The following is a 24,557-nucleotide window of genomic DNA, read 5'->3' on the forward strand; positions in this document are numbered from 1 at the left end:
GTGGCCGAAGCGCAATCCATCTGGGAGGCGGCCCGCTGGTCCCCCTACCTCTGCGGCGCGGGCGTGGGCGTGGTAACGTTCCTGGCCTACCTCGCGGCGGACAGGGCGGTGGGGGCTTCCTCGGCCTACGCCACCCTGGCCGGGCTCATCGAAAAGGCGGTGCGCCGCCGCGAGCCGCTGCGCGCCTACTACCGCGAGCATCCGCCCAAGCTGAACTGGAGCCTGGTGTTCGTCATCGGCATCCTGGCCGGGGCCTTCGTCTCGGCCGGGATTTCCGGGGACTTCCGGCTTGAGTTGGTGCCGCAGCTATGGCGGGAGGCCTTCGGCCCTGGCGGCCTGCCCCGGCTGCTGACCGCCCTTGTGGGCGGCGCGGTGCTGGGCTTCGGCGCACGGCTGGCCGGGGGCTGCACATCGGGCCACGGCATATCCGGCGCGCTGCAGCTGCAAACCGCCAGCTGGCTGGCCGCCCTGTGCTTCCTCATCGGCGGCATGGCCACGGCGGCGGTGGTGTACCCATGAGATACCTCAAGCTCATCCCCGCCCTGTTGCTTGGCATCGCCTTCGGCTTTCTGCTGCAGCGCGCCGGGGTGACGCGGTACGAGACCATCATGGGGCAGCTCTTCCTGACCGACTTCACCGTGCTCAAGGTCATGCTCTCGGCCGTGCTGGTGGGGTCCGTGGGTTTTAGGCTGCTGCGCATGCTGGGGCGCGTCGAGCCGCGACGCAAGGGCGGCTCGGTGGGCTCCTCCGTCATCGGCGGACTGGTTTTCGGCGTGGGCTTCGGGTTGCTGGGCTACTGCCCCGGCACCCTGGCAGGAGCGGCCGGACAAGGCTCGCTGGACGCCCTCATCGGCGGCGGCGCGGGCATGCTGCTTGGGTCGTGGCTCTACACCCTGGCGGCCTCCCCCCTGCGCCGGGCGGCGGAGGGATTCATCCCCCTGGGCGAGTCCACCCTGTACGAGCGGTTGGGCCAGCCGCCCTGGCGCGTGGTTGGCGCGCTGTGGCTGCTCATCCCGGCTTTCTTCGGCCTGCTGGAATGGATCGGGGTGTAGCCAAGCATGACTCTTCGCGAAAAACTCCAAAAATAACTCCACGGCCCGGAAGGCCCGCACCGCTTTCCTTTCGGGCCGTTTTACGCTCCCGGGGACGACCTTGGAGGCGCTCCCCGTCCCGTGCGTTTCTTCCCTTTTTCCGACTCATGCGATAAGCCTCACCCGGGTCCAAGCTCGAGGAGTACGCCATGAAGCTATCCACAAGAAGCCGGTACGGTGCCCGCATGCTGGTCGACATCGCTGTGCACGGCGACAACGGCCCGGTAACTGTTTCCGACATCTCGCGCAGGCTGGACCTGCCCGTGAAGTACCTGGAAAAGCTGGTGCGGTTGCTTAAAAAAGGCGACTACATCCAGTCCAAGCGCGGTCCGCGCGGTGGCCACATGCTGGCCAAGGCCCCCGAGGACATCACCATGGGCGAAATCGTGCGGCAGCTGGAAGGCGATTTCTGCCTAGTGGACTGCGCCAACCACGGCCAGGAGCCCTGCCCCAACATGGAAAGCTGCCCCACCCGCATGCTTTGGGCCCGTGCCACAGACGCCATGCTCCGCGAACTGGACGGCATCACCCTGCGGGAGTTGGTGGACAACCACATGGCCAAGGCCTGAACCAAAGGCCAGCCAAACCGCTCTCTCCGCGAAGCCTCCCGCGAGGCAGTATTGCTCGCGCCGTCTATCACGGCGGCGTGTTGCGCGGGCCCACGCGCTTCCCTTTGCGCTCAAAGCCGCGAAAGCCATCCCATCGCTGTCCAATCAGCCCTGGGCTGGCGGCCTGAGCCTATCCCACCGTTTCTTTCCGGCGAGTTCACGCGCCCCGATTCGTCCAGGCGCGCGCGGAGCGCCCATCTCTGAAGTGCAGCTGGACGCATTGCCCGGGCGCTTCCTCTCCAAGCGCTCCCAAGCGCCGGGCGCGTACAGAGCGCCCGTCATGCCGAATTAACGTGTTAACTGGTGGTGCCCAAGCGCCAGGTGCGCGCAGAGCGCCCCACCAACCCAATCACATAGGCTGGCGAGGATGTTCCATGGCGAGGCGCGAGGCGATTGGCAGGCCCGGCCAGTAGCCTACTACGGCCGGGCCTGCCAATCGGCGAGCAACGAAGCCAGGGGGCATCCTCGCCAGTCCACACCAAAGGCGGGCAACGAAGCCAGGGAGACCCCGCCAGTCCAATCAAAGATACGATTTCGCAAGCAAGTACAGTCTTGAGTACGGTTCCTTGGCGCGGATGGCGAGGAACATCTCCTCGGAGAGGCGGAGCTTGGCCGAGGCCTCGGCCAGGGAGGCGGAGGCGTTGCGGCGGAGGAGGTCGTCGATGAGGCGGGGATCGAAACCGTCGGCCACCAGCTTGATGCCCTCGGCGAAGTAGTTGGAGCCCACGTGGGGCAGCAGGGAACGCAAGGCGGTGACGCCCCGGCGGCGGGCGAACAGGATGAAGAAGAGCAGCTTGATGACCTGCCGGTCCGGCGGCACGGTGTGGCCCACGCGCAGCAGCTTGGGCAGGTCCGCGTTCTTGGCGGTGACCGCCTCGGCCAGGTCGCGCGCCCGGCGCATGGCCCGCTCCTCGTTGGCGGGGGGGCGTGGAAAATGGGCCAGCATGCGCACCAGGGAGAGGCGGGGGTTTTCCTTGATGATGACCGCTTCAACGGCCAGCCGCATGAGATCGAAGGAACGGCGGGTGGTGGCCAGCACGGTACGCGCCTTGGCCCGGACCATGGCACGGGCCCGCTCCTCGGGCATGGTCTCGAAGCCGATCTCCAGCAGGTGGCGGACAAAGGGCTCCGGGGTGTACTTGGCCTCCTCGGCCAGCACCTTCTTGGAGCGGCGCATGTCGCACAGCTTCTTCAGGGACAGCCAGTAGGCGGCCACGCCCTCCAGGGGCATCTCCACCACGTCGAAACCCGGCTGGACCGGCCCCTCCCCGGCCACGGTCTCGGCCTCGGCGTGGATGACCCGTTCGTCGTCCTGATCGCTCACCGCGCCTCCTGGGTGTCCGTGTCCATGATCTCGCCGGGCGGCCGCAATGCAAACAGCCTGGGCCACTTCTTGCCCGTGGCGTAGAGCAGCTTGCGCTCCGGGTCCCAGGCCAGGCCGTTGGGCACCTCGCGGGGGTGGCCGGAGCGTCCGGCCCGTTCCGCCAGCCCGGAGAGGTCCAGGCGGAAACGCACCCGCCCGTTGACCGGGTCCACGGCCACGGCCTGTTCCGCACCCCAGACGTTGGCCAGAACCAGCCCCGGCCCGGGCAGCCATTCCAACTCGTTGAGCCGCTTGACCGGCTCGCCGCCGTCAGTGACCCGCACCCCGCCCAGGCGGGAGAAGTCGCGCTGATCGCGGAAAATCAGCCCGGAACTTCCGTCGGACATGATCAACCGGCGTCCGTCCCAGGTCAACCCCCAGCCCTGCCCCCGGTAGCCCCACTCGCCGCGCGGCTCCAGCGAAGGCAGGGCGAAACGCAGGGCGCGCCCGGCCGTCCAGGAGAGGACCACGGCCCGCCCGTTCAGGACGCAGCCTCCTTCGCCAAAAAGGCTGCCCGGCAAGGAGCGTGAGGCCAGCACGTTTCCGGTCTCCGGGTCCAGGCGGCGCAGCCTGGAGCTTCCGCGCAGGCCGGTCGTCTCGTAGAGGAACCCGTTGTGGAAAAAGAGCCCCTGGGTGAAGGCGTCCGTGGCGTGGTCCAGTTCCTCGACCACTTCCGGGACCAGCAGCGGGGCGCGCTCCGCCAGCGCGGAAGCGGACAGCAAACAGGCCGGGAGCAGGAAAAGGAAAAGCGCCGTGTACCGCATGGTCTTAGGGGGTGATGACGGTGCGGGTGTCCACGCCGTACTTGCGCATGCGGTTGAGCACGGTCATGCGGGTCACGCCCAGCAGGCGGGCGGCCTGGCTCTTGTTGCCGCCGGTGCGGCGCAGGGCCTCCACCAGGGCGTCGCGCTCGCCCAGGTCGCCGGTCCAGCCTCCCGCTCCCTTGGCGGGCGGTTCGTCTCTTTTAGGCGAATCCATCTGGCCGGGCAGGTGCTCGGGCAGCACGCGGCCGGACTCGGCCAGCACGAAGGCGTACTCCAAGGCGCTCTTGAGTTCGCGCACGTTGCCCGGCCAGTCGTGGGCCATGAACAGCTCCATGGCCTCGGGCGAGAGCCCGGCGATGTCCTTGCCCGTGGACCGCCGCAACAGTTCGACGAAATGGTCGGCCAGCAGGGGCACGTCCTCCTTGCGCTCCCGCAGGGGCGGCATGCGCACGGGGATGACGTTGATGCGGTAGAACAGGTCCTGGCGGAAGCCGCCCCCGGCGACCAGGGCCTCGAGATCCTTGTTGGTGGCGGTGATGATGCGGGCGTCCGCCTCGCGGTCCAGATGCTCGCCCACCCGCTCGAACCGCTTGGTTTCCAGAACCCGCAGCAGCTTGACCTGCAACTCCAGGGGCACGTCGCCGATTTCGTCAAGGAAGAGGTCGCCGCCGTGGGCGGCCTCGAAACGGCCCACCCGGTGGCTGACCGCGCCGGTGAAGGCCCCCTTGGCGTGGCCGAACAGTTCGGACTCCAAAAGGGACTCATTGAGGGCGGCGCAGTTGCACTGGATGTAGGGGCCGCCCGCCCGCCGGCCGAGTTCGTGGATGGCCCGCGCGGCCAGCTCCTTGCCCGTGCCGGACTCGCCCAGGATGATGACCGGGGCCTCGGAGGCGGCGGCCCGCTCCAGCAGGTCGTACACGCGGCGCATGGCCGGGGACTCCCCGATGAAGCCCATGAAGCCGCGCTGGGTGCCGAAGAGGCGCTTGAGCCCGGCCAGGTCCTGCCTGCTCTCCTCCAGTTCGGAGACGTCGGAAAGGGTTTCCACCGCGCCGGTGACGCGGCCGTTTTCCTCCAGCAGCCGGGCGTTCTTCAGCACGCGCACCACGCCGCCGCCCTTGTGGGCCAGGGTGCAGGGCTTGCGGGACTCGCGGCCCCGCTCGAAGAGCTTGCACCAGTGCTCGCCGTTCTCGGTGCGGACGCTTTCGCAGGCATCGCAGCCGAGGACGGTGCAGGGCCGGCCCAGCAGCTCCTCCGCCCCGTAGCCCAGCATGTCGCACAAGGCCTGGTTGACCAGGGTGATGCGCCCGTCCGGGGCGATAAAGACCAGCCCCTCGTGCATGGTGTCGAGAATCTTTTCCAGGTGGCGGTCCAGGCCGCCGCATTCGCTATGCAGCTGCATAAGTTCTTATACATCTGCTTTATACACCTGTAAACACGACCCAGACGCCAAACAAGCTAATAACCTTAAACAAATGGAAAAAGTACCACAGCACGGACGGCATGCTTCCTGCTCAATTCCGGCCATGCATTGCCATTGGCCCACAAAAGCGTACAACGGAACCAAGCGTAGAATAACGCATATTCCCTACTGGATTGGACGGATTTCATGAGCGATCCCCCCCGAAAGCTGTCCCGGCGAGCCTTTTTGGGCGGGCTGGCATTGGGCGCCGCATCGGCGGCCGCGCCCGGCGCGGCCCGCGCCTCGGATGGGTACGGCAAGGGCGGCGTGCACGGACGTCGCGCCGAGGAGTTGTGCGCCTTCCTGGACATCTCCCGCTGCATCAACTGCCAGCAGTGCGTCTACGCCTGCCGCGAGACCAACGGGCACAAGTTCCCCGAGCCGAAGAAGCCCTTCCCCAAAATGTACCCGAACAAGGTGCCGGTGGAGGACTGGTCCGAGCGGCGAAACGTCACCGATCGGCTGACCCCCTACAATTGGCTCTCCATCCAGACAGCCGAGGTCGAGTGGCAAGGGAAGGAGTACAGGCTGCACATCCCCCGGCGCTGCCTCCACTGCCAGAACCCGCCCTGCGCCAACCTCTGCCCCTTCGGCGCGGCTCGCAAGCTGGAAAACGGCATCGTGCGCATCGAGTCCGGCCTGTGCATGGGCGGGGCCAAGTGCCGCGCCGTCTGCCCCTGGCAAATCCCGCAGCGGCAGACCGGCGTGGGGCTGTACCTCAGCCTCATGCCGCGCTTCGCGGGCAACGGGGTCATGTACAAGTGCGACCGCTGCTTCGACACCAAGGTGGCCAAGGGGGAACTGCCCGCCTGCGTGGAGGTCTGCCCGGAGAGCGTGCAGTCCATCGGCCCGCGCGAGGAGATCGTGGCCCTGGCCAAGCGGCGCGCCGGAGAGACGGGCGGCTTCCTCTACGGCCTGGAGGACAACGGCGGGACCAACACCATCTACCTCTCCCCCGTGCCATGGGAGGTGCTGAACGAGGCCGTGGACTCCAGGGGCAAACACAAGCCGGACCTGGCCGCCAAACCCAACGTGATGGCGAACGAGGAGAACCTGGCCAGCGCGGTCTTCGCCGCGCCCGTGGCCGGCCTGGCCGCCGGGGTCTTCGCCGCGGCCAAATCCATCCGCGACAGGAAGGGAGGCGCCGATGACTAGACCGACCGCCGCCGCCATGCCGTCCATCCTGCGCCGCGCCTTCCCCTGGCTAGTGTTCCTGCTGGCCCTCACCGGGATGGCGCAGATGCCCATCATGAAGCGCTACTCCATCTCCGACCTGCCGGGCCTGGGCTGGCTGGCGGACTTCTTCACCACCCACCTGGTCCACTACGCCCTGGGAGCGCTGTTCCTCTTTTTGCTCTCCTGGGCCCTGGGGGCGACCCTGCGGTCCGGCGTCCTTCCCCGGCTGACCGTCTCGGGCATGTTGCGGGCCGGGCTCATCGCCGTGGTGGCAGTGACCGGCATCCTGCGGGTCATCAAGAACGATCCCGGCGTCACCCTGGACCCGTATTTCGTCCTGGCCATCGACTGGGTGCACATGATCGCGGCTTTCCTGTGGGGGCTGGCCGCCATCGCCTTCCGCCTGGCGAGGCGGGGGGCGTATACACACCGTTCGCAGCGAGGAGGGTAGACACGATGCGAGCCAAACGGTTGATCGCGGCGCTTCTGCTGGCGCTTGTGGCGGCCTCGCCCGCCTGGGCCCAGGAGGAGGGCACGGACGATGCCATCGGGCGGCGGCTGGCCCAGAAGGCGGCCTCCGCGCCGGGCGGGGGATGGACCACCGCCGACCACTCCAAATTCGACGCCCTGAAGAAGGACTTCCAACGCCCCGAGGAAGTGACCGAGGCCTGCCTCTCCTGCCACACCCTTTCGGCGGAGCAGATCCACCACACCATCCACTGGGACTGGATCTGCGACGAGTGCGGCGGAGACGGGCAGATCGGCAAGTACGGCCGCACCATCAACAACTTCTGCGTCTCGGTGCCCACCAACGAGCCGCGCTGCACCTCCTGCCACATCGGCTTCGGCTGGAAGGACAAGGACTTCGACTTCACGGCCGAGAACAAGATCGACTGCATCGTCTGCCACGAGCAGCTGCACACCTACAAGAAATTCCCCACCAAGGCGGGCTACCCGCCTGAAAAGCCCACCGTGTTCAAGGGCAACAACGACCTCTACGAGCCGCCCGACTGGAACAAGCTGGCCCAGTCCGTGGGGCGGCCGGACCGGGTCAACTGCGGCACCTGCCACTTCAACGGCGGCGGGGGCGACGGGGTCAAGCACGGCGACCTGGACTCCTCCCTGGTGGAGCCCAAGAAGAGCCTGGATGTGCACATGGACGCCGAGGGGCTGGACTTCGCCTGCACCCGCTGCCACACCACCAAGAACCACAAGATCGCCGGGCGCCTCTACTCCCTGCCCGCCTCCCAGGAACGGCTGAGCCTCACCGAGGCGGACCTGGCCAGCAAGATCGCCTGCGAGTCCTGCCACTCGGCCACGCCGCACAAGACCACGGTCAAGGCCAACGACCACACCGACAAGGTGGCCTGCCAAGCCTGCCACATCCCTCAATTCGCCCGGGTCAAGCCCACCAAGCTGTGGTGGGACTGGTCCAAGGCCGGACGCATGAACGACCAGAGCAAGCCCTTCACGGAAAAGGGTCCCCTGGGCAAGTCCAGCTACAACTCCAAGAAAGGCGAGTTCGTCTGGGGCAAGAACGTGGTGCCGGAATACCGCTGGTTCAACGGCGCCATGAGCTACGTCCTGGTCACGGACGAGATTGATCCCAGCCAGCCTGTGGCCTTGAACAAGCCCATGGGCTCCCACGACGACCCCAAATCGCGCATCATGCCCTTCAAAGTGCACCGGGGGAAGCAGCCCTACGACAAGAAGAACGGAAACATGGTCCTTTTGCACCTCTTCGGCAAGGACGGCACCGCCTACTGGGGCAACTGGGACTGGGACAAGTCCATCCAGACGGCCATGGAGTACGTGGGTCTGGAATACTCCGGCGAGCACGGCTTCGTGGAGACCGAGTACTACTACCCCACCACCCACATGGTCGCCCCCAAGGAGCAGACCGTGGCCTGCGCCGAATGCCACTCCAGGCAGGGCCGCATGGCCGGGGTGGCCGGGGTGTACGTGCCCGGGCGCGACCACCTGCCCTGGCTGGACGCCGCGGGCTGGGGGCTGGCCGCAGCTTCCCTCGCGGGGGTGATGCTGCACGGGCTTGTCCGGTTCATCGCCATGCGCAGGCGCAACTCCAACTCCCGGGAGTAGGGTCATGGAACGGATGAAGAAAATCTACCTCTATACGCGCTACGAGCGCTTCTGGCACTGGCTGCAGGCCGCGGTCATCGCCTTTCTGCTGCTGACCGGCTTCGAGGCCCACGGCTCCTTCACCCTCTTCGGGTTCGAGGACGCCGCCTCCTGGCACAATGACGCGGGGCTGTTCTGGCTCATCGCCTTCGCCTTCTTCGTCTTCTGGCTGTTGACCACCGGCGAGTGGAAGCAGTACATGCCCACCACCAAAAAGGTGCTGCAGGTCATGCAGTACTACACCTACGGCATCTTCATCGGCCGCCCGCACCCCGTGCCCAAGCGGCCAGAGGCAAAGCACAATCCCCTGCAGCGGCTGACCTACCTGTCCATCTCCGCAGTGCTGCTGCCCTTCCAGATGGTCACCGGTTTCCTCTACTGGGGCTACAACGACTGGGCAGCCTGGGGCATCGGCGGCTGGTCGCTGTCCGTGCTGGCCGTGCTGCATACGGTCGGGGCCTTCCTCATCCTCTCCTTCCTCATCGTGCACGTCTATATGACCACCACCGGCCACGCCCTCTTCGCCCACATCAAGGGCATGATCACCGGCTGGGAGGAAGTGGAGGAAGCCGAGCCGGTGGACGACTGGGAGTCCAGGCCGCAACCAGAATGACCCTCCTTGGCGGGCGACCGCCGTTTCCCTCCGTCACGGGCCGCGCCAGCGGGGCGCGGCCCCATTCTATTGATCTCGCCACGGGATTGCCCTACTGTCTGGACGGCCTCCCAACCCGAAACAGCCAGTCGAGACGCCCATGGCAGACACCCCTCTCTCCGATGGACAGCAAGACAAGATCCGCGGCGTCTTCTCCGCGCAAAAAGTCATAAAGATCGGCACGGGCACCACCTCGCGCAAGACGGTACAGCAGAGCTATTTCTACGTGGAAGAACAGGACAACGGCGAAATCCACGTCCAGAACCTCAACGACGAGCACGTGCCCACCGGCCCCACGGAGACCATCGACAAGGACGAGCTGCTGGAGAAGTACGCCCCGGAGCCGGAATTCTACCAGAAGGAGGTATTCCCAAAGCTTCGGGATCTGCGCAAAACCCTGGCCAGGGCCGATCGGCACCGCAAACGGGGCGAGACCTTCTCCGCGGAGATGGAGTACGGCAACGCCCTCAAGGTGGACGAGGACAACGTCCGGGCCAACTTCGGCATCGGCCTGTGCTACATGGAGCGCGGCGACACCGCCAAGGCGCAGGACATACTGGACCGCGTGGTCAAGCTGGACGCCGCCTTCGAGGAGCAGCACAAACACATGTTCAACGAGTTCGGCATCAACCTGCGCAAAAGCAAGATGTTCGAACAGGCCGTTGACTACTACACCCGGGCGGCGGAGTTCTCCCCCAAGGACGAAAACCTGTTCTACAACACCGGCCGCGCCTACTTTGAGATGGGTGAGTACGGCAAGGCCAAGCAGAGCTTCGAGAAGGCACTGGAAATCAATCCGGAACTGCAGGAAGCCGCCAAGTTCCTCAACCACATGGCCAAGAAAAACCTCATCTGAGCCAACGAGACTCCGTCCATGCGCTATTTCCTGCTCTTCACGGTCGTCATCATAGCGGCTGTCGTGGTCATGCTCTACTGGTTCTCCCTGTAACCCCACCGGCCCCGCCAGCCGCCAAGCCCTCGGGATGGGGCGGAGGATGTACCATACAGGCTGGCGGGGCGGGGTTTATTCCACATGGGCCGAGGGGCGTGGTGCAGACATGCGGCATGCCGCGACGCCAGCTCCCGCGTCCAAGCCGCACGGCCAGGGCGGGATTGCATCGACCGCCCCCACTCCGCAATGGTGCTTTCGCCGGGGTGCTTCCTGTCCGCCATATTTCCGCGCGCCCTCCCGCGAACATAGATGCAAACTTTGTTTGCCTCGAGTCCAGGGCCGAGTAGGCCCTGGTCGCCCGCCAGGCGAAATCTTCCCTCTTCCATCTTCCCCGCTATTCTTCATCCAATCCCAGTTCTTCCAGCAGTTCCCGCATCCGTTTGGTGTGGGAGCCGGGCCAGTAGATCTGGTTGCACTCGGGGCAGATGTGGAAGGAGTGGAAGTAGCGTTTGGTCTTGGGTTCCAGGCGGTGGAGGATGTCCTGTTTGTCCACGGGTTGCAGCGGTGTGTTGCACTTGAGGCAGCGGGTGAAGGCGGGTGCGGCGGAGAGGCCGTAGAGGGCGGCGATTTCCTTGAGCTGGTCCGCCGGCTGGACGGCGCGGACCAGGCGGCCGTGGTGGATGCGGGCGCGCTTGAGCAGGCGGTGGTCCTTGCTGAGGACGATGCGCTGTTCGGTTTCGGCCCAGGCGGCGATTTCCGGGTCGGGCGTTTCTTCGGCGTAGGCCGCGTCGTGGCCGATGAGGCGGAGCAGGGTGGCCAGCTTGCCCACGTTCTTGTCCACCAGAAAGGCCACGCGCGGCAATCCTGGGCGGAGGCGGGTGTCCACCGTGGGGTTGATGGGCGGGAACGGGGGAAAGAGGTCCACGCGGGTCGCGGGGCGAAGGGGGGTGTTGAAATCCGCTTCGCGGCCGTCTACCAGAAGGTCGTGGACTTCGGTGTGCGGTGGCCCCGAGGCTTCCAGAGCGTCCTTGAGCGAGGCGGACCGGGCGGCTTCAACTTCCACCACGCCGCGCTGGTGCGGCGTGCGGAGGATGGCGGCGAGTTCGCCGTGGAACACGAAGAGCGAGGTGGTTTCCGATGGTTGCATGGCTGGTTGCGGTCGCGGTTGTTGCGGCCTTCATGGTACGTGCCGCGGCGTCGCTTCTCAACCTGCGCGCCCTGGACCCGGTGCTGCCGGAGGAATTCGCCGACGTGTACGACGCCGAGCGGTACGCGCGCTCCCAGGAATACACCTGCCGGGCCACCCGCGCCGGGCTGTGGGAGGAGGCCGTGGGACTGGCGGCGCTGCTGGCGGCCCTGGGGCTGGGCGTGTTCGGCTGGCTGGACGGCCTGGCCTGGTCGCTGGGACTTGGCGGGGTGGCGTCCGGACTGGCCTTTTTCGGGCTGGTGGCCCTGGCCTCCGAGGTGATCGGCCTGCCCTTCTCCATCTGGCGGACATTCGTGTTGGAGGAGGAGTACGGCTTCAACCGCACCACCTGGAAAACGTTCGTGCTGGACCGGGTGAAGGGCCTGCTTTTGAGTGCGCTGCTGGGCGGAGGGCTGCTGGCGCTGGTGCTGTGGTTCTTCGGCTGGCTGGGGCCGGTGGGCTGGCTGCCCGCCTGGACCGCGGCCGCGGCCGTCTCCCTGGCCATGCAGTACGTGGCCCCGGTGTGGATTCTGCCGCTGTTCAACAAGTTCAGCCCGCTGCCCCGGGGAGAACTGCGTGAGAACATCGAGGGCTTGGCGCGCGAGCAGGGGTTCAAACTTGACGAGGTGTACGTCATCGACGGCTCCAGGCGGTCCACGCGGGGCAACGCCTTCTTCGCGGGCTTCGGCGCATGGCGGCGGGCGGCCCTGTTCGACACCCTGGTGGAGACCATGACGCCGGGGCAGGCGGCGGCGGTCATGGCGCACGAGATGGGCCACGCCCGGCTGGGCCACGTGCCCCGGCTGCTGCTGGCCGGGCTGGCGCGGATGGGCCTGCTGCTGTTTTTGCTGTCGCTCTTCCTGGGCACGGCAATTGAGAGCGAAATGCTGGGCATGCGGCCGTCGGTCCACGCCGGGCTGTTCGCCTTCGCCCTGCTGTTCAGCCCGGCCGGGCTGCTGCTGGGTGCGGCCTTCAATGCGGTCTCCCGACGGTACGAGTTCCAGGCGGACCGGTTCGCGGCAAAGGCCTGGAACGCACGCGACATGGTGGATGCGCTGAAGCGGCTGGCCGCGGACAACTTGGCCAACCTCACACCGCATCCGTTCCATACCGCCCTGCACGCCTCCCACCCGCCGGTGCTGCGCCGCATACGGCGCCTGTCCAGGGAGTAGGAACGTACCCGCCGTCTCTTTCCACTTCCCCGGAAATGTGCCACTCGTGACCAGAGGCCGGTTTTTCACGCGGCACCCTTTCCCGCCGGGACGCCATGACGGACACTCGGTCCGAGTACAACTCCACCCTCAAGGGGTTCAGGAACTTCGCCCTCCATCCGCCGCCGCAGCGGCTGTGGCCGGAGCTTGAGCGCTTCATCCACGATTTCCTGCGCCAGGAGCCGGATGGCGTGGAGGTGACGGAAGAACGCGCGGCGTGGCTGGCCAGCCGCTCCGAGGCGGCCCTGCGCCTGCACGTCCTGGCCAGGTCGGCCGGGCCGGAAGGGCCTCTCGATCTGTGCCTGGACGGCCTGGGACGCATGGGGGAATTCGGGCGCATCCTCTTTCTAGACCTGGTCCGGCGGGGGGTGGCGGACGGAGAGGCCGTGGCCGGGCAACTGGCCCGGGCCCCGGTGGCCGACCGCGTCCTGCTCTGCAACCGGGCGCTGCTCGATCCGGACGAATCGCCGACGGAACCGGCCGCCCTGGCCCTGGACACCCTGGGGCTGCTCAAGGATGAGAGCCCCGGGGAATGGTCGCGCGCGGCCGGGCGGATAGGCCCGGGCAACCTGTCCTTCGCCGCGTCCCACGCCCTTGCCTCGGGCGTGCTCGGGCGTCGGCTGCGCGACCTGCTGGAGGCCGAGCACCCGGGACGGGAAACCGTGGAAGCCGCCTCTCTCCTCCCCCTTCTGGAGGGAGCCGGAGACGCACTGGCCGCCTTGGCCTCGGCCCGGACGCGGAGCCCGAGGTGGCCATCCCGCTGTTGCGCGCCTTGGCGGACACGCGTCCCGGCCCCTCCCGCGCCGCGGCGGAACACGTGCGGCCGCTGCTTGAGCACGGCCGGGACGACGTCGCCCTGGCCGCCCTGGAGACCCTGGCGCTGACCCGGGCGGACGGCGCCGGAGGGCTGGCCGCGGGACTGCTGCGCCGCCGCCCCGGATTGCGGGCCGGGGTCCTGGCCAGACTACCGCTGCTTCCCCATGGTCAGTTCCTCTCCTGTCTTGAGTCGCTCCCTCCCCGCGACCGCATGCTGGCTTGGCTCTCCAGCTTCCTGGCCCTGGTCAGGGCGGACGGCGAGGTGATGGCTGGACTGCTGGACGAGGAAGGCGAACGCTACGACCCGCGCGTGGTCGACGCCCTGCGCCGCACCTTGGTCGTTCGGTCGTCCCGGCGGCCCCGGGAGGCGGAATGGGTCGGCGAACGCGGGACGGAGGAACCCAGGCGGGTGGAGGTGGGCCAGGCGGAATTGCTGCGCTGGTCGGCCGAGGGAAGCCTGGTGGCTGATTCCCGGTTCCGGGAAACTGGCCTTGACCGGGCGGATTTCAGGCGCGCCCTGGTGGAGCGTACCGTTTTCGAGGGCTGCGTTTTCACCCGCTGCGACTTCTCCGGGGCCGTGTTCCGCGACGCGGTATTCCGGGACTGCTCCTTTGAAGGCTGCGATTTCCGCTCGACCCGCTTCCTCCGGGTGGAAATTGAACGATGCCGCATGGGCGGCTGCCTTCTGCGACATGTTGAGGCCCACGGCCTGCGGGCCGTGGAACTGGATGCGGCATGCTGTCTGCTGGACGGCCTCCGGCTGACCGACTCGGAGGCGCGATCCTGCCGCCTGCGTGCCTCGGAAGTCCGCCGTTCCTCTCTGTCCGGCCTGCGTGGCCTGGGGCTTGAGTTGCTGGACTGCCACCTGGAGGGCGTGGACATCTCTGCCAGCAGCCTGCGGGGGGCCATCCTCTCCGCCTGCACCTGGACCGCCTGCCGGGCCTGGAATCTGGACGCCGCCGGACCGCCTCTGTTCGACCTGGAGGAAACCCGGCTGGTGGCGGACCTGCGGCGGGCGGCCGGGGAAAAGCCCCGGCTGCCTGACAGCCTGAACCGGGCCACCCTGGACCTGGCCGAAGGCTGTGTGCGCGCTTGGCTGCATAGACGTGAAACGCGTTCCATGTCCACGCCCTTCGAGCGCGATGCAGTCCGCCGCCTGGCCATGGCCAAACGGAGGCTGCCCCCCGGGGCGCGCGACTTTCTGGAGCTTACCCCGCTGCTGCTGCACAGCCGCTTCTTCGACAGGCACTCGGGGCTGCACCCGGCCGCGCCGCCCTGCCGCGTCCGGGGCTACCACCCCACCCTCTCCACCCTGGAAACAGCGGCCCGCCACTTCGCGGGGCCGGGCAGCCCGTGGACGCACCGGAAGGCGTGGTCATCGAGGGCCTGTACACCATCGGCTCGCTGGGTACCGTGGCCCAATCCGGGAAATCCGACATCGACTTCTGGCTGTGCTGCCGCCTGGAAAACCTGTCCGAGGCGGACGCCGCCGGGCTGCGGCGCAAATGCGAACTGCTGGAGGAGTGGGCCTCGGAACGGTTCGGCCTGGAGGCGCACTTATTCCTCATGGACACCGCCAGCGTGCGGGAGAACAACTTCGGGGCGTCCAGCGGGGAGTCGTCCGGCACGGCCCAGGCGCTGATGCTCAAGGAGGAGTTCTACCGCACCGCCCTGCGCCTGGCGGGCGCGCGGCCCGCGTGGTGGCTTGTTCCGCCCGGGGCTTGCCAAAAGACGTACGACCGCGCCGTGGAGCGGCTTCCCCGTGGATTTGGGGATCGCTTCATCGACCTGGGGCACGTGCCCGGCATTCCCCAAAGGGAATTTTTCGGGGCGGCCCTGTGGCAGATCGTCAAGGCGCTCAAGCACCCCTTCAAGTCGGTCATGAAATTCGCCCTGCTGGAGAAGTACACCGAGGAACCCTCCGGCACGCTGCTCTGCGACGCGGTGAAGGCCAACATCCAGAATGGTTCGCTGGAGTTGTGGCGCATCGACCCCTACGCCCTGCTCTTCATGAAGGTGGCCGCCTTTTACGACCGCCGGAGCAACCGTGCCGCCCTGGACCTGATCCGGACCGCCTTCCTCCTCAAGGCGAACATCCGGGGCGAGGCCTCCCGCGCCGGAATCCCAGCCCGGCGGGACGAGCTGTCCGCCAGGCGGTTTCTGGCCCTGGAGACCGGGTGCGGCAGGCTCGGCGGACAGCCCGCCCGCATGGATGAGGACGGCGGTCTGCCCCGGCTCATCGAGGTGGGCAGGGGAGTCAACTCCTTCATCGTCCAAACCTACCTGCGGGTGCGGAAACGATGGCTGCAGAGCGGAGAGGCGGCCATCCACCCCAACGACCTGACCAAGCTGGGCCGAAGGATATTCGCCGCCTTCGCCCCGCGCGAGCACAAGGTGGGCCGCCTCTTCATCACCGGCCTGGATGGGCGCGGCCCGGACCAGCTGGCTTTCAGCGCCAACCGCCCCGCGGCCCCCTCCGCCTACCTGCTGCACTGCGGCCAGCGCGACCCGCGCACCCGCCGCCTGGAGCCGCTGGAGCTCAAGCGGGCGGGCGACCTGGCCTGGCTGGCGGCCTGGGCCGTGGCCAACGGCCTTTACACCGAAAACGTGGACGTACGCGCCGACTACACGGTCTCTCCTGTCATCGCCCGGGACCTGGCCGACCTCATGGCCCGGCTGTGCGAGTTTTTTCCTTTGGCCGAGACCTTTGACACGGACATCGACGAGGGACTCAACCCGGAACGGGTGGTTCGGGCCATGCTCGTGCTGAACCTGCTGGAGCCGAGGGAGGCCACCCGCATCCGCTCCATCTCCATCATCCACTCCACCAACTGGGGGGAAATGTTCTGCAAGACAGTGGGCGTGGACGATGACACCCCGCGCCTCTCCCCCATGCTCTTTCTGGCCGGCAGCGTGGCGCAGCATCTTCCCTCGCCGCCAGCCCTGGCCGTATTCCGACCACGACACGCCGCCTGTCCGGACATCGTTCGCGGCGGACTGGACAGTACGGCTGGTCGGGAGTAGCAGTTGGAGCATCGAACCCCGGCAAGGTCGGTCTTCATGCTCCGCAACGCGGCAACGGCGGTCATTTGCCTGCTCTGTCTGGCGGCCTGCTCCCAAGGGCACGGTCCGGAGGCCATCCCCCAGGAAACGGTGGAGAGGCTCAACACCGTATTCGCACAGGCAGCGAGGCTCTCCCGGGGCCTGGCGGTCGAGGCGTGGGGTGTTTTCGCCTCCCCGCCCGAGCCCCTGGCCTCCGAGTCCCCCCAAGCCCAGCGCTACGCCTTCTTTGAAAACGTCGCCTACCGGAAGATCGCCCGTGACGGCGGCGTGGCCGTGTGGGCCTCCGGCGCCACCAGAGTGACCCCCTTCTGACCGAGCGGATGGCCGCCCTGGAACGCGTCTGCGGACGCTCCATTAAGGAGGCCGTCACCCGCCATCTGTTCATCGACCAGGCCTACGTGCTGACCACCTCCTCGGTGGCTGTCTACTATCCACCCACGGAGGCCGCCGCCCTGCTTCCCCTGCGGATGGACTTCAACACCGCCATCCGTCCGGTGTACATGGCGGGTCCCCAAACCAATCCCGTCCGGGGAACGATCTGGCTGCCGCCCTACGTGGACGCCACGGGCAAGGGCTACGTGACCTCGGTGTGCACGCCGGTCTATTCCGGGGAGCGGTACGTGGCCTCGGCGGGCTGCGACCTGCGCACACGTCCCCTGGGCGAGTCGTTGCTTGACCCATCCCGGGCCGCCCTGCTGCTGCTTGACGAGCGGAGAACCGTGGTCCACGCCACGCCGCCGGCCAGGCGGCGCTACGGCATTTCCTGCCTGGACGACGTGTACTACCTGGATACCGTGCGGGAGGACGTGCTGGCTCCGAGTGAATACCAGCTGGACCGCCAGTCCTCTCCCACAGCGGCCGCGCTGGCCCGCGTTCTGCCGGACGATGACCGCCGCTTCTCCTTCTCTCTGCTGGGCGCGCCCTGCCCGGCCGAGGTCCGCACCCTGGAGAACGGGTGGCGGCTGGTCGGCCTGCTTCCTCCGGAGCTGCCGTGAACCTGCGGCGCAAGCTGCTCATAAGCCACGGCCTGCTGGTGGCCTTTCTGGCCATCCTGGGTTCCATGGCCTACCTCTCCTTCCTGCGCATGGACCGGGCCATGGAAGAGGCCTCCGAGATGCGCTTCATGGTCGAGAAGCAAGTGCAACGCGGCATCCTCCTGGTCCGCTCCATCCAAGCCGACGCATGGGACCCCCTGGTCCTGGGCACGGGCGACAAGACGGCCCACCTTCAGAAATTGGACGCCAAGGCGCGCGAATTCTACCGCCTCATGGACGAACTGCGCAGGACCAGGCCGGAGAGCGCCGGCGAAGTGGACGATTTCCGTTCGGCCTTCCAGCCCTACTACATCCTGGCCAAACGCATCCTTTCCATGGAGCCGGGCCGGCTGCGGGATGCCAACGACACCCTGACCCTGTTCAAGGAATCGCAGCAGCGGCTCACCGGATCCATGCGGACCATGCTGCACGCCCGGGAACTCGCCCTCGACCGGCTCATTCTGGACACCCGAAAGGCCACCCTGTTCTACACCTCGGCCGCCGCCAGCCTGGCATCCCTCGGCTTGCTGCTCGGCCTGACGTTGTCCTGGCTTATCCACCGCACGCTCTCACGGCCTATCCGCGATCTGGTTTCCACGGTGCGGCGCATCGAGGCGGGCGACCTGGACGCCCGGCCGCCGCCACGAAAGGGCGACGAACTGGCCATGCTGGGCAACGCCATCGGCCAGATGGCCGACGGCATCCAGCGCCGCGACAGCGAAATCCGCGACAGCGAAGCACGCTTCCGCTCCATCTTCGAGAACGCCTCGGACGGATTTTACCAATCCACTCCCGACGGCGACCTGGTGCTGGCCAACCCGGCCCTGGCCCGCATGCTGGGCTACGACTCGCCTAAACACCTCATGCGCTCCGTGAGCCACGTGGGGCGCGACCTCTACGCCAACCCGGCCGACAGGGAACGCCTGCTGACGGAACTGTACGCCAGGGAGCGCTTGCACGGCTTCCGCACCCGGGTGCGCCGCCGCGACGGCTCCGCCGTTGAAGTCGAACTGAAGTCGAGGGTGGTGCGCGGTCCTTCCGGCGAAGTCGTCTTGCTCGAGGGCGTCATCTCCGACATCTCAGAACGGCTGCACGCCATGCAGCTTCGCCTGGACAAGGAGGCGGCTGAAGCCGCCAGCAAGGCCAAGGGCGAATTCCTGGCCAACATGAGCCACGAAATCCGGACACCGCTCAACGTCATGCTGGGCATGGCCGAACTCCTCAGCGAAACCAACCTCACCCCGGATCAGCGGCAGTACGCCTCCATCTTTCGCACCACCGGGCAGGCCCTGCTGGAAATCATCAATCGCATTCTCGATCTCTCCAAGCTGGAGGAACAGTTGGAATTGGAGGAGTCGCCCTACTCCCCCGCCGAGGTGGCCGGAAAGGCCTGCCGCGCCCTTGCCCCAAGCGCCCACGCCAAGGGGCTGGACCTGCTTTTACTGCTGGCCCCCCGCCTGCCGGACCAGGCCACCGGCGACCCGGACCGGTTGCTGCAAGTGCTGGTCAACCTGCTGGGCAACGCCATCAAATTCACCGAGCGCGGCCGTGTGCGCCTTGAAGCCTCTCCGTGCGACACCCCGGAAGGCACGCCAGGATTGCGGTTCCGCGTCATCGACACCGGCATCGGCATCCCCCGCGAGTTCCGCAACAGCATCTTCCGCAGCTTCACCCAGGCCGACTCCACTACCACCCGGCGCTTCGGCGGCGCCGGGCTGGGGCTGACCATTTCCAAGCGCATCCTCGACCTCATGAACGGGGCCATCAACCTCGAATCCACGCCGGGAGAGGGCACGACATTCACCGTCATCATCCCCGCTGGAAAACAGCGCACGGCCAATCAACCGCTCCACGGACGGACGCTTTTGGTCTGCGCCGACCCGGACGAGGCGGATGCCATGGCCGGCACCCTGGGTTGCCTCGGGGTGGAAGCAGCCATCGAACCTCACCATGAGCACGCGGCCAGCACGGCGGGCGAGGCCGCGGGCAAGGGCAAGGCCTACGACCACATCCTGCTAGACCAGCCGGAGCTGGTCTCCACCGAAAACCTGGCCGGTCTGCGCCGTTGCATCCCGCCCTCTGGTCACATCCTGGCCCTTCTGCCCACCAACCACACCGTCACGTTACCGCGATTCAGAAATGGCTCCGCACCTGCCATCCTCTTCAAACCGCTCACACCAGCGGAAGCCATGGAAGCCCTCAGCGCGCCGTCACGGCACGCGCACGACGACACGAAGGCCGTAGCCGGCCCTCTGACCATCCTCCTTGCCGAGGACTCGGAAAACAACCGCATCCTCTTCCAGACCTACTTCAAGCGCTCACCGCACACCGTCCTGCCCGCGGTCAACGGAAAGGAAGCCCTGGACCTCTTCACGCAATACGCCCCCGACCTGGTGCTCATGGACATCCAGATGCCGGTCATGGACGGGTACGAGGCCACCCGAGCCATCCGACGCCACGAGGACGAGCGCGGACTTCCCCCCACACCCATCGTGGCGCTCACCGCCCACGCCTTCGAATCCGACCGCGACCACTGCCTGCGGGCCGGCTGCACCGCCTTTCTGGCCAAGCCGGTGCGGAAGAAGCAACTCCTGGAAACCGTGGAGCAACTCGCCAAGGGGACGAGCTAGCGCTGCACAAAACCGTGAGAGGGATGCACCATGCGCCGGGTATGAAGATTTCCGGCAATTGTTTAGCGTCCCCGGGTTCAAGAAAACGAGAGTGCTCGCCCAGTTCCTCAACACCTTCTTCACCCTCCACGCCTTCTCTCCTCTACCCTCGCCATTCGCCGGGGTGCCTCGGAATATTCTTCTGGCGAGCGTCCTCCCGCGATACCACTTGCAAAGTTACTTTGCCGCGGGACCAGGGCCGAGACACCAAATCGCCCCGGAGGGTGATTTGGAGCAAGCGCGGAGGCTTGGCCCGAAGGGCGAGGGCCAAGGAGCCTTCAGCCCTTGGGCCGAGCCTGCTCGGTCTTAGGGATGAAAAGAGCAGAGCCGGCCCGAGTTATGCCCTGGCCGCCCGAAGGGCGGAATCCTCTCTTTCTCGCACTCGTTCTTCCCTCTCCGTTCCAACAAAAAAAGCCCGCTTCCTTCCGGAAGCGGGCTTTTGATTGTGTTGCTTCGCTTGTCCAGTCTAGCTGGTTTCCTTCTGCACGGTGAGGGCCACCTTGTAGAGGATGGTGATGGCGAAGATGCCTGAGGCGTAGACGGCCGCGGTGATGAGAATCTCCGGCATGGTGGGCGCGTAGAAGGTAAAGCCTTCGAACACGTTGGGGGTGAAACCGCCCACCAGCAGGCCGATGCCCTTGTCGATGTAGGTGGCCACAACCAGGGCGGCCAGGGCCCAGGGCAGGATCTTATGGTTTTCGCGCAGCTTGGGCGGAATGAGCAGGGCCAGGGAGAGGAAGGCCAGGAAGGTGGCGATCCACATCAGCACGGCCACGTAGTTGCCGTGTTCGAAGCCGAACAGGAACATCATGGGGTGCATGTGACCCGGTATCTGCGAATAGAAGCCGGTGAAGATTTCGCAGAGGAAGAAGAAGACGTTGATGCACATGGCGTAGGTGACAATCTTGGCCACGGCTTTCTTGGCTTCTTCGCCCACGCGGAAATCGGTGAGCTTCTCCAGGATGAAGGCCACCAGCAACAGGATGGCGGGACCGGCGCAGAAGGCGGAGGCCAGGAAGCGCGGCGCCATGATGGCGGTCAGCCAGAGGTGGCGTCCGGGCAGGCCCGCGTACAGGAAGGCTGTCACGGTGTGGATGGAGACGGCCCAGACGATGGAGAGGTAGATGAGGGGCTTGACCCATTTGGGCGGCAGCATGTTGTTGCGCTGGCTCTGCAGAGTCACCCAGCCGATGATGAGGTTGAGGAACAGGTAGCCGTTGAGGACGACCATATCCCAGAAGAGGACGGAGTTTGGCGTGGGATAAAGCAGCACGTTGAGCATGCGCTGGGGTTGGCCGAGGTCCACCACGATGGAGCCGATGCAGATGATGATGGCGCCGATGGCCTGGAATTCGGCCAGGATGATCATCTTCTTGAAGGCTTTGTAGTGGTGGAAGTAGTACGGCAGCACCAGCATGACGGCCGCGGCGGCCACACCGACCATGTAGGTCAGCTGGGCGATGTAGAATCCCCAGGAAACGTCCCGGTTGAGTCCGGTGACCTGCAGGCCTTGGTCCAGCTGGACGTACCAGGCGGCTCCCCCGATTCCCATGATGATGAGCAGGAGGACAAGCCAACCCCAGTAGCGGGGGCTTCCTTTCAGTGCGGTCTCGAGCATGGCTCCTCTCCTCTCCTAGATGATGTAGTAGACGTTGGGTTCGGTGCCCAGGCCCGGTTTGCGCCGGATGGTGTATTCCTTGCGGAGCACCTTGCGCACCTCGGAGTAGGGATCGTCGAGGTCGCCGAAGATGAGGGCGCCGTCGGACGCTTCCACGCAGGCGGGCATCTTGCCTTCGGCCAGCCGCTCAACGCAGAAGTTGCACTTTTCCACCACGCCCCGCATCCGCTCGGGGTACTCGCGGTTGAGCTCCTTGATGTGCGGGCTGGGGTCCATGAAGTTGAAGGAACGGGCGCCGTAGGGGCAGGCGGCCATGCAGTACCGGCAACCGATGCAGCGGTGCATGTCCATGACGACGATGCCGTCGGACTCCCGCTTGAAGGTGGCCTGGGTGGGGCAGACCCGCACGCACGGCGGATTGTGGCAGTGGTTGCACAGCAGCAGGTACGGCTTATGCTCGATCTTCTCCGCCTGGAACTCGTTGTGCTTCCCGGGGAAGACGTGCTCCTTCTTGTCGGTCCAGATCCACTTGATGTCGAGCGGCGGCTCGATGTCCGGCACGTTGTGCACCGAGTGGCAAGCCTCGATGAGGGGCTTGAAGTCCGACTCGCGGGTGAGCTTGCGGGTGTCGATGACCATTGCCCAGCGGGAGCCGGTCAAGGCCTCGGCCCGGGACTTGGTGTGGCTCTCGTGGGGGATGTAGGAGGCGGCCGCCCTGGAAACGGGGGCCGCGGCCAGCCCCAGCAGGGAAACGCCGGCGTACTTGAGGAATTTCCTTCTGGTTTCCATGGCTAGTTCTCCTCCTTGGGAGCCACGTGACAATCCCAGCAGTAGGGGGAGACCGAGGCGGTGTCGTGGCACTTGTCGCAGAACTCGGTCTTGGTCTCGTGGCACTTCATGCAGCCTTCCTGCAGGCTCATGACGTATTCCTTGTGGTTCGTCTTGGAGACGTAGATCCGCTTGCCTTCGCGAACCACCGCGTCGCGCCAGTCATCGAGCAGCGCCATGTGGTTCTCGCGCATCCACTGCGTGTCCTCCACGCACTCCGTGGCCTTATCCTCCGGAGGGAGCTTGAGTTCGGGCTGCTCGTAGGCCTTGTCCCCGATGTTGGTCCAGAAGGGGTACGAGACCAGGCCGACAAAGACGACCAGTCCCGCGATGATGGCGGCACCGTTGTAAAGCTTCATGGGTTAGACCTCCTCCAGCGGCTCGCCGCGCAGGTTGACTTCGCGCTCTTTCTGGCCCTTGAGATTGAGGGCGTTGCCCACCATCTCGTGCACGCCGGTCACTTCGACTCCCGGGGCCCAGTAGTTGGCCAGGGGGATGAGTGTGGCCCGGTCGATGGCGCAGACGCAGGACAGCATGTTCACGTCGTGCTTTTGCTGCACGTACCGCAGGGCGTTGCCGCGGGGCAGGCCGCCGCGCATGCGGATTTCCATGATTTCGTCGGTGTTGAGGCCCGAGCCGCCGGCGCAGCAGAAGGTGCGCTCGCGGATGGTGTTGGCGGGCATCTCGTAGAAGTTGTTGCACACGTTCTGGATGACGTAGCGCGGCTCGTCGAGAAGCCCCATGCCCCGGGCGGGGTTGCAGGAGTCGTGGTACGTGACCTTGAGGTGGTCGTTGCGCTCCGGCGAGAGGTCCAGCTTGCCGTTTTTGATGAGGTCGGCGGTGAACTCGGTGATGTGGACCATCTTGGTCTGCGCGGCGTTGTGGAAGACCGTGCCGGTGATGGGGTTGCGCGGCGTGCCCATGTTGGAGCCTTCCATGATGTACCCGTTCATGGTGTCCATGTACTGGTTGATCACGCGCCACATGTGGCCGCACTCGCCGCCGAGGATCCACTTGCAGCCAAGCCGCTTGGCCTCGGCGTACATCTTGGCGTTGAGCTTCTGCATGGTGTCGGCCCCGGTGAAGAGGCCGAAGTTGCCGCCTTCGGAGGCGTAGGTGGACAGGGTGTAGTCCAGCCCGATGTGCTCGAAGAGCATCAGGTAGCCCATGAAGGTGTAGATGCCGGGGTCGGCGAAGGCGTCGCCCGAGGGGGTGATGAAGAGGACTTCATGCCCCTTCTCGTTGAAGGGCGGGTTGATGCGGACGCCGGTGTAGTCCTCGATGTCGTCGCAGAGGAACTCGATGATGTCCTTGAAGGCGTGGGGCTGGATGCCGAGGTGGTTGCCGGTGCGGTTGCAGTTGGAGACCGGCTCCATGATCCAGTTGATGCCGCAGCCAACCAGGTGCAGCAGCTCGCGGGCCATCATGGTGATCTCGGCGGTGTCGATGCCGTAGGGGCAGAACAGGGAGCAGCGGCGGCACTCGGTGCACTGGTAGAAGTAGAGGAACCACTCCTTGAGGACGTCCTCTTCCATGACCCGCGCGCCGTTGAGCTTGCCCAGGATCTTGCCGGCGGTGGTGAAGTCCTTGCGGTACACCGAGCGCAGCAGTTCGGCGCGCAGCACCGGCATGTTCTTGGGGTCGCCGCCGCCGATGTAGTAGTGGCACTTGTCGGCGCAGGCGCCGCAACGCACGCAGACATCCATGAAGACCTTCAGCGAGCGGTACTTGTCCAGGCGCTCCCGAAAGCCGTTGTGGATGATCTCCTTCCAGTTCTCGGGCAGCTTCCAGTCCTCGTCCGAGGGTGTCCACTCGCGGGCGTTGGGGAAGCCCATGCCGGAGTAGACGTCCGGCTTGGCCGGGTAGGCCCAGCGGCCCGGACTGAAGTCGTTCGGCGTGTCCATCCAGCCCGTCTCGGGCGGATTGTCGTAATCAACGGTTGCGAGAAGTTCTTCCGGCTTCTTATCCATATGCCAACTCCTTGCGGG

At 66.3% G+C, this 24,557-nt stretch carries 22 protein-coding genes and 1 pseudogene; 15 read left to right on the plus strand and 8 right to left on the minus strand.

All coding sequences use genetic code 11. The features are described from left to right. The 3 genes from N911_RS0107525 (at position 1) to N911_RS0107535 (ending at position 1,660) form a co-directional block, all read left to right on the plus strand. Positions 1-519 carry a YeeE/YedE thiosulfate transporter family protein gene (locus N911_RS0107525; protein ID WP_202593860.1) on the plus strand — a complete coding sequence of 173 codons (519 nt, stop codon included), beginning with the start codon at positions 1-3 and terminating at the stop codon, positions 517-519. Next, the gene (locus tag N911_RS0107530; RefSeq protein WP_035104511.1) at positions 516-1,052 is read left to right on the plus strand and encodes a DUF6691 family protein; all 537 of its coding nucleotides are present in this window, start codon (positions 516-518) and stop codon (positions 1,050-1,052) included. Before N911_RS0107525 ends, N911_RS0107530 begins: the two co-directional genes overlap by 4 nt. Before the next feature lie 188 nt (positions 1,053-1,240). Continuing rightward, positions 1,241-1,660, plus strand: a complete 420-nt coding sequence (locus tag N911_RS0107535) for an RrF2 family transcriptional regulator (RefSeq protein ID WP_029895845.1) — start codon at positions 1,241-1,243, stop codon at positions 1,658-1,660. A 559-nt stretch (positions 1,661-2,219) separates the two neighbouring features. On the opposite strand, the gene N911_RS0107540 is transcribed toward N911_RS0107535, so the two are convergent. From N911_RS0107540 to N911_RS0107550, 3 genes are read right to left on the minus strand one after another with little or no spacing between them, the layout of a single operon-like run. Beyond that, the gene (locus N911_RS0107540) at positions 2,220-3,023 is read right to left on the minus strand and encodes a hypothetical protein (RefSeq protein ID WP_035104513.1); all 804 of its coding nucleotides are present in this window, start codon (positions 3,021-3,023) and stop codon (positions 2,220-2,222) included. Further along, positions 3,020-3,784 carry a glutaminyl-peptide cyclotransferase gene (locus N911_RS0107545; protein WP_161781605.1) on the minus strand — a complete coding sequence of 255 codons (765 nt, stop codon included), beginning with the start codon at positions 3,782-3,784 and terminating at the stop codon, positions 3,020-3,022. The genes N911_RS0107540 and N911_RS0107545 overlap by 4 nt, the downstream gene beginning before the upstream one ends. Before the next feature lie 46 nt (positions 3,785-3,830). After that, positions 3,831-5,225, minus strand: a complete 1,395-nt coding sequence (locus N911_RS0107550) for a sigma-54 interaction domain-containing protein (protein WP_029895850.1) — start codon at positions 5,223-5,225, stop codon at positions 3,831-3,833. A 207-nt stretch (positions 5,226-5,432) separates the two neighbouring features. Between N911_RS0107550 and N911_RS0107555 the strand changes: the two genes are divergently transcribed. The 5 genes from N911_RS0107555 (at position 5,433) to N911_RS0107575 (ending at position 10,108) form a co-directional block, all read left to right on the plus strand. Continuing rightward, positions 5,433-6,440, plus strand: coding sequence for a 4Fe-4S dicluster domain-containing protein (locus N911_RS0107555; RefSeq protein ID WP_029895852.1), 1,008 nt, complete (start codon positions 5,433-5,435; stop codon positions 6,438-6,440). Continuing rightward, positions 6,433-6,912: an iron-sulfur cluster-binding protein gene (locus N911_RS0107560; RefSeq protein WP_237559912.1), complete on the plus strand. Its 480-nt coding sequence runs from the start codon at positions 6,433-6,435 to the stop codon at positions 6,910-6,912. Before N911_RS0107555 ends, N911_RS0107560 begins: the two co-directional genes overlap by 8 nt. Before the next feature lie 5 nt (positions 6,913-6,917). After that, complete coding sequence (locus tag N911_RS0107565; protein ID WP_029895856.1) at positions 6,918-8,561, plus strand: tetrathionate reductase family octaheme c-type cytochrome; 1,644 nt, start codon at positions 6,918-6,920, stop codon at positions 8,559-8,561. A 4-nt stretch (positions 8,562-8,565) separates the two neighbouring features. After that, on the plus strand, positions 8,566-9,213 hold the full coding sequence (locus tag N911_RS0107570; RefSeq protein WP_029895858.1) for a cytochrome b/b6 domain-containing protein: 648 nt from the start codon (positions 8,566-8,568) through the stop codon (positions 9,211-9,213). Positions 9,214-9,352: 139 nt separating this feature from the next. Beyond that, complete coding sequence (locus N911_RS0107575; protein WP_029895860.1) at positions 9,353-10,108, plus strand: tetratricopeptide repeat protein; 756 nt, start codon at positions 9,353-9,355, stop codon at positions 10,106-10,108. A 430-nt stretch (positions 10,109-10,538) separates the two neighbouring features. Here N911_RS0107575 and N911_RS0107580 read toward each other — a convergent pair whose 3' ends face one another. Next, the gene (locus N911_RS0107580; RefSeq protein ID WP_029895862.1) at positions 10,539-11,291 is read right to left on the minus strand and encodes a Mut7-C RNAse domain-containing protein; all 753 of its coding nucleotides are present in this window, start codon (positions 11,289-11,291) and stop codon (positions 10,539-10,541) included. 32 nt (positions 11,292-11,323) lie between these two features. Between N911_RS0107580 and N911_RS0107585 the strand changes: the two genes are divergently transcribed. The 7 genes and pseudogenes from N911_RS0107585 (at position 11,324) to N911_RS17460 (ending at position 20,084) form a co-directional block, all read left to right on the plus strand. Continuing rightward, positions 11,324-12,502: a M48 family metallopeptidase gene (locus N911_RS0107585; protein WP_161781606.1), complete on the plus strand. Its 1,179-nt coding sequence runs from the start codon at positions 11,324-11,326 to the stop codon at positions 12,500-12,502. A 95-nt stretch (positions 12,503-12,597) separates the two neighbouring features. Beyond that, on the plus strand, positions 12,598-13,425 hold the full coding sequence (locus N911_RS18615; protein ID WP_029895865.1) for a hypothetical protein: 828 nt from the start codon (positions 12,598-12,600) through the stop codon (positions 13,423-13,425). 197 nt (positions 13,426-13,622) lie between these two features. Next, positions 13,623-14,036: pseudogene (locus N911_RS18790) on the plus strand (pentapeptide repeat-containing protein); the annotation flags it as partial. A gap of 734 nt (positions 14,037-14,770) precedes the next feature. Continuing rightward, a complete protein-coding gene (locus tag N911_RS0107600) occupies positions 14,771-16,381 on the plus strand; it encodes a class I adenylate cyclase (protein WP_237559913.1) in 1,611 nt (536 codons plus the stop codon). Between the two features lie 36 nt (positions 16,382-16,417). Further along, the gene (locus N911_RS0107605; RefSeq protein WP_029895871.1) at positions 16,418-16,732 is read left to right on the plus strand and encodes a fimbrillin family protein; all 315 of its coding nucleotides are present in this window, start codon (positions 16,418-16,420) and stop codon (positions 16,730-16,732) included. An 8-nt stretch (positions 16,733-16,740) separates the two neighbouring features. Then, positions 16,741-17,415, plus strand: a complete 675-nt coding sequence (locus N911_RS0107610) for a PDC sensor domain-containing protein (RefSeq protein WP_029895872.1) — start codon at positions 16,741-16,743, stop codon at positions 17,413-17,415. After that, positions 17,412-20,084, plus strand: a complete 2,673-nt coding sequence (locus N911_RS17460) for an ATP-binding protein (protein WP_051694059.1) — start codon at positions 17,412-17,414, stop codon at positions 20,082-20,084. Before N911_RS0107610 ends, N911_RS17460 begins: the two co-directional genes overlap by 4 nt. Positions 20,085-20,589: 505 nt before the next feature. On the opposite strand, the gene dsrP is transcribed toward N911_RS17460, so the two are convergent. Genes dsrP through dsrK form a run of 4 tightly spaced genes read right to left on the minus strand, consistent with a single transcriptional unit; the run spans position 20,590 to position 24,539 of the window. Continuing rightward, positions 20,590-21,741 carry a sulfate reduction electron transfer complex DsrMKJOP subunit DsrP gene (gene dsrP / locus N911_RS0107620; RefSeq protein ID WP_029895874.1) on the minus strand — a complete coding sequence of 384 codons (1,152 nt, stop codon included), beginning with the start codon at positions 21,739-21,741 and terminating at the stop codon, positions 20,590-20,592. A 15-nt stretch (positions 21,742-21,756) separates the two neighbouring features. After that, positions 21,757-22,530, minus strand: a complete 774-nt coding sequence (dsrO, locus tag N911_RS0107625; RefSeq protein ID WP_029895875.1) for a sulfate reduction electron transfer complex DsrMKJOP subunit DsrO — start codon at positions 22,528-22,530, stop codon at positions 21,757-21,759. Positions 22,531-22,532: 2 nt separating this feature from the next. Next, the gene (gene dsrJ, locus N911_RS0107630) at positions 22,533-22,928 is read right to left on the minus strand and encodes a sulfate reduction electron transfer complex DsrMKJOP subunit DsrJ (RefSeq protein WP_029895877.1); all 396 of its coding nucleotides are present in this window, start codon (positions 22,926-22,928) and stop codon (positions 22,533-22,535) included. A gap of 3 nt (positions 22,929-22,931) precedes the next feature. Next, the gene (dsrK, locus tag N911_RS0107635) at positions 22,932-24,539 is read right to left on the minus strand and encodes a sulfate reduction electron transfer complex DsrMKJOP subunit DsrK (protein ID WP_029895879.1); all 1,608 of its coding nucleotides are present in this window, start codon (positions 24,537-24,539) and stop codon (positions 22,932-22,934) included. Between the last annotated feature and the right edge of the window lie 18 nt (positions 24,540-24,557).

Source organism: Desulfohalovibrio reitneri, from assembly GCF_000711295.1.
Classification (GTDB): Bacteria; Desulfobacterota; Desulfovibrionia; order Desulfovibrionales; family Desulfovibrionaceae; genus Desulfohalovibrio; species Desulfohalovibrio reitneri.

What these genes read in the sequence shown, in the direction of transcription:
- N911_RS0107580 (WP_029895862.1), bottom strand. Translation starts at nt 11,291, where the DNA reads ATGCAACCATCGGAAACCACCTCGCTCTTCGTGTTCCACGGCGAACTC.
- dsrJ (WP_029895877.1), bottom strand. Translation starts at nt 22,928, where the DNA reads ATGAAGCTTTACAACGGTGCCGCCATCATCGCGGGACTGGTCGTCTTT.
- N911_RS0107555 (WP_029895852.1), top strand. Translation starts at nt 5,433, where the DNA reads ATGAGCGATCCCCCCCGAAAGCTGTCCCGGCGAGCCTTTTTGGGCGGG.
- N911_RS0107565 (WP_029895856.1), top strand. Translation starts at nt 6,918, where the DNA reads ATGCGAGCCAAACGGTTGATCGCGGCGCTTCTGCTGGCGCTTGTGGCG.
- N911_RS0107530 (WP_035104511.1), top strand. Translation starts at nt 516, where the DNA reads ATGAGATACCTCAAGCTCATCCCCGCCCTGTTGCTTGGCATCGCCTTC.
- N911_RS0107610 (WP_029895872.1), top strand. Translation starts at nt 16,741, where the DNA reads ATGGCCGCCCTGGAACGCGTCTGCGGACGCTCCATTAAGGAGGCCGTC.
- N911_RS0107585 (WP_161781606.1), top strand. Translation starts at nt 11,324, where the DNA reads ATGGTACGTGCCGCGGCGTCGCTTCTCAACCTGCGCGCCCTGGACCCG.
- N911_RS0107550 (WP_029895850.1), bottom strand. Translation starts at nt 5,225, where the DNA reads ATGCAGCTGCATAGCGAATGCGGCGGCCTGGACCGCCACCTGGAAAAG.
- N911_RS0107570 (WP_029895858.1), top strand. Translation starts at nt 8,566, where the DNA reads ATGGAACGGATGAAGAAAATCTACCTCTATACGCGCTACGAGCGCTTC.
- dsrK (WP_029895879.1), bottom strand. Translation starts at nt 24,539, where the DNA reads ATGGATAAGAAGCCGGAAGAACTTCTCGCAACCGTTGATTACGACAAT.
- N911_RS0107560 (WP_237559912.1), top strand. Translation starts at nt 6,433, where the DNA reads ATGACTAGACCGACCGCCGCCGCCATGCCGTCCATCCTGCGCCGCGCC.
- dsrP (WP_029895874.1), bottom strand. Translation starts at nt 21,741, where the DNA reads ATGCTCGAGACCGCACTGAAAGGAAGCCCCCGCTACTGGGGTTGGCTT.
- N911_RS0107605 (WP_029895871.1), top strand. Translation starts at nt 16,418, where the DNA reads ATGCTCCGCAACGCGGCAACGGCGGTCATTTGCCTGCTCTGTCTGGCG.
- N911_RS18615 (WP_029895865.1), top strand. Translation starts at nt 12,598, where the DNA reads ATGACGGACACTCGGTCCGAGTACAACTCCACCCTCAAGGGGTTCAGG.
- N911_RS0107575 (WP_029895860.1), top strand. Translation starts at nt 9,353, where the DNA reads ATGGCAGACACCCCTCTCTCCGATGGACAGCAAGACAAGATCCGCGGC.
- N911_RS0107535 (WP_029895845.1), top strand. Translation starts at nt 1,241, where the DNA reads ATGAAGCTATCCACAAGAAGCCGGTACGGTGCCCGCATGCTGGTCGAC.
- dsrO (WP_029895875.1), bottom strand. Translation starts at nt 22,530, where the DNA reads ATGGAAACCAGAAGGAAATTCCTCAAGTACGCCGGCGTTTCCCTGCTG.